Origin of the sequence: Bradyrhizobium sp. STM 3809 (assembly GCF_000239795.1) — a bacterium.
Lineage (GTDB): Bacteria > Pseudomonadota > Alphaproteobacteria > Rhizobiales > Xanthobacteraceae > Bradyrhizobium.
The window spans coordinates 1-4,352 of record NZ_CAFJ01000366.1; the positions used below are offsets into that span (position 1 = coordinate 1).

Below are 4,352 nucleotides of genomic sequence, written 5' to 3' on the forward strand. Positions count from 1 at the left end.
TACCCTGCCATTTCCCGGCAATTCGCCGCCACAATCACCCCTTTCGCAGCCTCGTTGCGCGGATCCGACCCATGAACCATTTCGACTACCGCGACGGCGTGCTGCATGCCGAGGCCGTCAACCTCGCCGAGCTCGCCGCGACCGTCGGCACCCCGTTCTACTGCTACTCCACCGCCACCCTGGAGCGGCACTACCGCGTGTTCGCCGACGCCTTCGCCGGCCAGGACGTGCTGATCTGCTACGCCATGAAGGCCAATTCCAACCAGTCGGTGCTGCGCACGCTCGCCAAGTGTGGGGCCGGCGCCGACGTCGTCTCCGGCGGCGAATTGAAGCGCGCGCTGGCCGCGGGCATCCCGTCGCGCAAGATCGTGTTCTCCGGCGTCGGCAAGACCGAGGCCGAGCTGCGCGCCGCGCTATCAGCCGACATCCACTGCCTCAACATCGAATCCGAGCCCGAGCTCGATCTGCTGGCGCGGCTCGCCGTGGAGACCGGCCACACCGCCCGCATCTCGATCCGCGTCAATCCGGATGTCGACGCCGGCACGCACGCCAAGATCTCGACGGGCAAGTCGGAGAACAAGTTCGGCATCCCGCTCGACCACGCGCGCCGCGTCTACGCCCGCGCGGCGAAGATGAAGGGCATCAAGGTCACCGGCGTCGACGTCCATATCGGCAGCCAGATCACCGATCTCGGCCCGATGGAGACCGCGTTCCGCATCCTCGCCGACTTCGTGCAGACCCTCCGCGCCGACGGCCACGACATCTCCCATGTCGATTTCGGCGGCGGCCTCGGCATCCCCTATCACCTGGACCGCACCGTGCCGCCGGAGCCCGCCGCCTACGCCGCCATGGTCAAGCGCGTCAGCCACAATCTCGGCTGCACGCTGATGTTCGAGCCCGGCCGCATGATCGTCGGCAATGCCGGCATCCTCGTCGCCAAGGTGATCTATGTGAAGCACGGCGAGGCCAAGAACTTCGTCATCATCGACGCCGCGATGAACGATTTGATCCGCCCGACGCTCTACGAGGCGCATCACGACATCCTGCCCGTCAAGCAAGCCCCGCCGGACGCGCCCGCTTTCGTGGCCGACGTCGTCGGCCCGGTCTGCGAAAGCGGCGACTACCTCGCCCTCGACCGCGCACTGCCGGAACCCAAGCCCGGCGACCTCCTCGCCATCATGACATCGGGTGCCTACGGCGCCGTCCAGGCCTGCACCTACAACACCCGCGCGCTGGTGCCCGAAGTGCTGGTCAAGGGCGACCAGTCCGCCGTGATCCGCCCGCGCATCGAGGTCGAGCAACTGATCGCGATGGACACCCCGGCACCGTGGCTGTGAGGGCGACTTTCGTCCCGCGACATTACACGCGCTGTTGCGCTCGCCTGTCCCCACATCGTCATGGCCGGGCTTGACCCGGCCATCCACATCGTTCGGCCCCGCGATGGGGCGTGGATGCCCGGGTCAAGCCCGGGCATGACGGAGTAACTGATGAGCACGTCGCACACCGGATCAGCCTGGATCGTGGCGACTGCCACGGCTCGCCCGCTGAGCCATCACGACTCACGACGGCCTGCGGCCCTCCGCCTCGCCTTTGCCAGCACATCGCTCGTCGTCGAGCCGCTGATCCTCAGACTGTCCGGATGCTCCAGCACCTCGCGATAGCGCGCGATCTGCTCCTCCCGGCTCAAGCGCTGCCATAGGGCCAGTTCGGTCCCGCTCGGGGGCAGGGCTGACGGCAGCAGCCTGGTTTGCTTGTTGGCCATGACGACCTTAATTTGGCTTGGGTCAGGCGGAGATCATACTGCCGTTTGGCCTGTTCATGCAGCGTCATGTCAACCGGATGGGACTGGGATGAACCTCGACGCTCCCCTGGTTCGAGCGCTGCGCAACGCAGCCGAGGCCGGCGCTCCCGCATCGCAGCTCGTGATAATGATCGGTCGCCACCTGGATGCCCTCGATACCAACTTTCGCCTCTGCGCGATTGCCTATATGCGTGAGGCGTTCTTCTTGTCGCTGCCCGAGGCCAGCACCGTCGGCGCGCTTGAAGTCTTCCCGGACGGACATTCATCCGCGGCTGATATCAACGATGAAATGAGGCCCATTCTCAATTCAACACGATCGAAATGGGCGTCGCATTCAGAGTAAGCGTCGCGCTCCCGAAATTCTCCCTTGAGCAAGCATCAGGACCCCCACCCATGAGCATTCGCATCGGCATCGTCGGCATCTCCGGTTTTGGCGGCGGCGAGGCGATGCGCCTGGTCGCGGGGCATCCGGCGTTCGAGCTGGTCTACGCCGCGGGCGAGGGCAGCGCCGGCCAGCGTCTGGCGGAGCGCTTCCCCGGCGTGCCCGCACAACTCGCCGATCTCGTGATCGAGAAGTGGGACCCCGCGCGCCTGCCGCCGCTCGACGTGCTGTTCGCCTCGCTCCCCACCGGCGCCTCGCGCGAGGCGCTGGCGCGCGTGCCGGGGAGCGTGAAGATCGTCGACATCGGCGGCGACCACCGCTACGCCGACGGCTGGACCTACGGCCTCGCCGACGTCTGGCCGCGAGAGATCGCGGGCAAGACCCGCATCGCCAATCCCGGCTGCTTCCCGGCGGCCGCGCTGACCCCGCTGGCGCCGCTGCTCGCCGAGAAGCTGATCTCGCCCGAGAACATCGTGATCGACGCCAAGACCGGCATCTCCGGCGCCGGCCGCGGCGGCGACAGCAAATTCGGCTATGCCGAGAGCAACGAGAACCTGATTCCCTACGGCCTGCTCAGGCACGTCCACATGCCCGAGATCGAAAGCACCATCGCGCGGATCAGCGGCGGCGGCGCCACAGGCCTCGTGTTCACGCCGCATCTGGTGCCGATGACCCGCGGCATCCTCGCCACCATCTACGCCCGCGGCCGCGCCACCACGGCGCAATGCCTCGACGCCGCCCGCCGCTTCTATCGCGACAGCGCCTTCGTCCGCGTCACCGATACGCCGCCGCAGACCAAATGGGCCACCGGCTCCAACCTCGCCTTCGTCAGCTACGCCGCCGACCCCGACCGCAATCTGGTGATCGCGCTTGGCGTCGTCGACAATCTCGGCAAGGGCGCCGCCGGGCAGGCGGTGCAGAATGCGAATTTGATGTGCGGGCTGCCGGAGACGGCGGGGCTGGAGGGGGCGCCGGTTTGGCCGTGAGGGCGGGCGCCCGCAGGGGACGGAACGCTGGCCAATCGACCGACATTTGCCAATACTGCGAAACGCAATCTGGAACTGCAAGAGCATGCATTTGGCTGCGAGGTGGGTGTCCTATTTGCGCTCGCAAGGCTTCAGCACATTGTCGTTCGAGCAGACCACGAGCCGACGAGAGCCGCGGGTCATCGCGACATATAAGTTTTGGCGATTCAACTCTGTCGCGTTGAGGATAACACAGACGTCTGCCTCCAGCCCTTTGAGCAATAAAGTGCTACCTACTGCTCTGCGAGGAAGTGGGCGGCCGAGGGCGCGCGATTGCTCCCTGACCGTGACTGCTGCTTCCTCAAAGCTCGGTCCGCCCTGAGCCTCTGCCATCTGCAGTGCTCTGATGCAGCCTCTTAGAATTCCTGGACGGTGGCTTCTGACACCAGCTTGTTCACCCATTGCGCCGAGCAGTTCACGTACGCCCGCGTACGTCGGGTTCTCGGAGAAGTGAATTGCGGAGGCCTCGAGCGCGGAAGCAGCCTTCCTATTCTTCTCGGCCTTAATGGTTTCCACTCGCTTGAGTAGCGTGGTTCCGCCCAAGTTGGTCATAACATTTTCCGCAAACGAAATCACCTTACCAAGAGCATCCTTGGATCTCGGATCGAAAGTACGCGCGAATGACACAAGGTCTTTTAGGTCGACGCTTTCGACCGTTGTTGCTCCCGGTGTCTGACTTGCGAATTGGCGTTGTGCCTGAGGATTTTTACTATCGCCGATGATAAGAACTGATCCGTCCCTATTGGGAGGCTTAACCCGGCAAGCTTCCAGACGACGTTCATGATCGTCTTTCCCGCCCGTTTTGATCCAGGATACGCTTGCGTGTGCTGTTTTGAGATCGATCGCCTTTCCTGCGAGTAATTGCTTTCGAGCGTCAAGGAGCCACTGACCGAACGCTTCCTCATTTACGTTCTTCCAACGCCATGGAGTCGATAGCTCGCCCGCAATTGGGAAATGCTTGCAAACCATCGAGTCCCAATCAGCCAGAGGCTCTTGGAAGTCGAATATTGCCTGCATGGGGTCGCCCAATACGCAAGTAGGAAAAGCGGCGGCCATATAGTATACAATTGCATGTTGTGGAACATTGCAGTCCTGATACTCGTCGACGAGCATTCGACTGTAGGTCGCGGCAATGACGTCGAGG

The 4,352-nt window shown here is 63.9% G+C and carries 5 protein-coding genes; 3 read left to right on the forward strand and 2 right to left on the reverse strand.

Annotation, left to right across the window (positions count from 1 at the left end; translation table 11 throughout):
* The first annotated feature begins 71 nt into the window (after positions 1-71).
* A complete protein-coding gene (lysA, locus tag BRAS3809_RS19065; RefSeq protein ID WP_008963702.1) occupies positions 72-1,337 on the forward strand; it encodes a diaminopimelate decarboxylase in 1,266 nt (421 codons plus the stop codon).
* Between the two features lie 215 nt (positions 1,338-1,552).
* Here the strand turns inward: lysA and BRAS3809_RS19070 are convergent, their stop codons facing one another.
* Positions 1,553-1,762 (reverse strand): hypothetical protein, encoded by a 210-nt coding sequence (locus BRAS3809_RS19070; protein WP_008963703.1) that lies wholly within the window; start codon positions 1,760-1,762, stop codon positions 1,553-1,555.
* Between the two features lie 88 nt (positions 1,763-1,850).
* Here BRAS3809_RS19070 and BRAS3809_RS19075 point away from each other — a divergent pair, with 88 nt between their 5' ends.
* On the forward strand, positions 1,851-2,144 hold the full coding sequence (locus tag BRAS3809_RS19075) for a hypothetical protein (protein WP_008963704.1): 294 nt from the start codon (positions 1,851-1,853) through the stop codon (positions 2,142-2,144).
* Between the two features lie 50 nt (positions 2,145-2,194).
* Positions 2,195-3,169 (forward strand): N-acetyl-gamma-glutamyl-phosphate reductase, encoded by a 975-nt coding sequence (gene argC, locus BRAS3809_RS19080; protein WP_008963705.1) that lies wholly within the window; start codon positions 2,195-2,197, stop codon positions 3,167-3,169.
* A gap of 111 nt (positions 3,170-3,280) precedes the next feature.
* Here the strand turns inward: argC and BRAS3809_RS35925 are convergent.
* The coding region (locus BRAS3809_RS35925; RefSeq protein WP_139017381.1) for a UvrD-helicase domain-containing protein at positions 3,281-4,352 on the reverse strand (1,072 nt) is incomplete at its 5' end.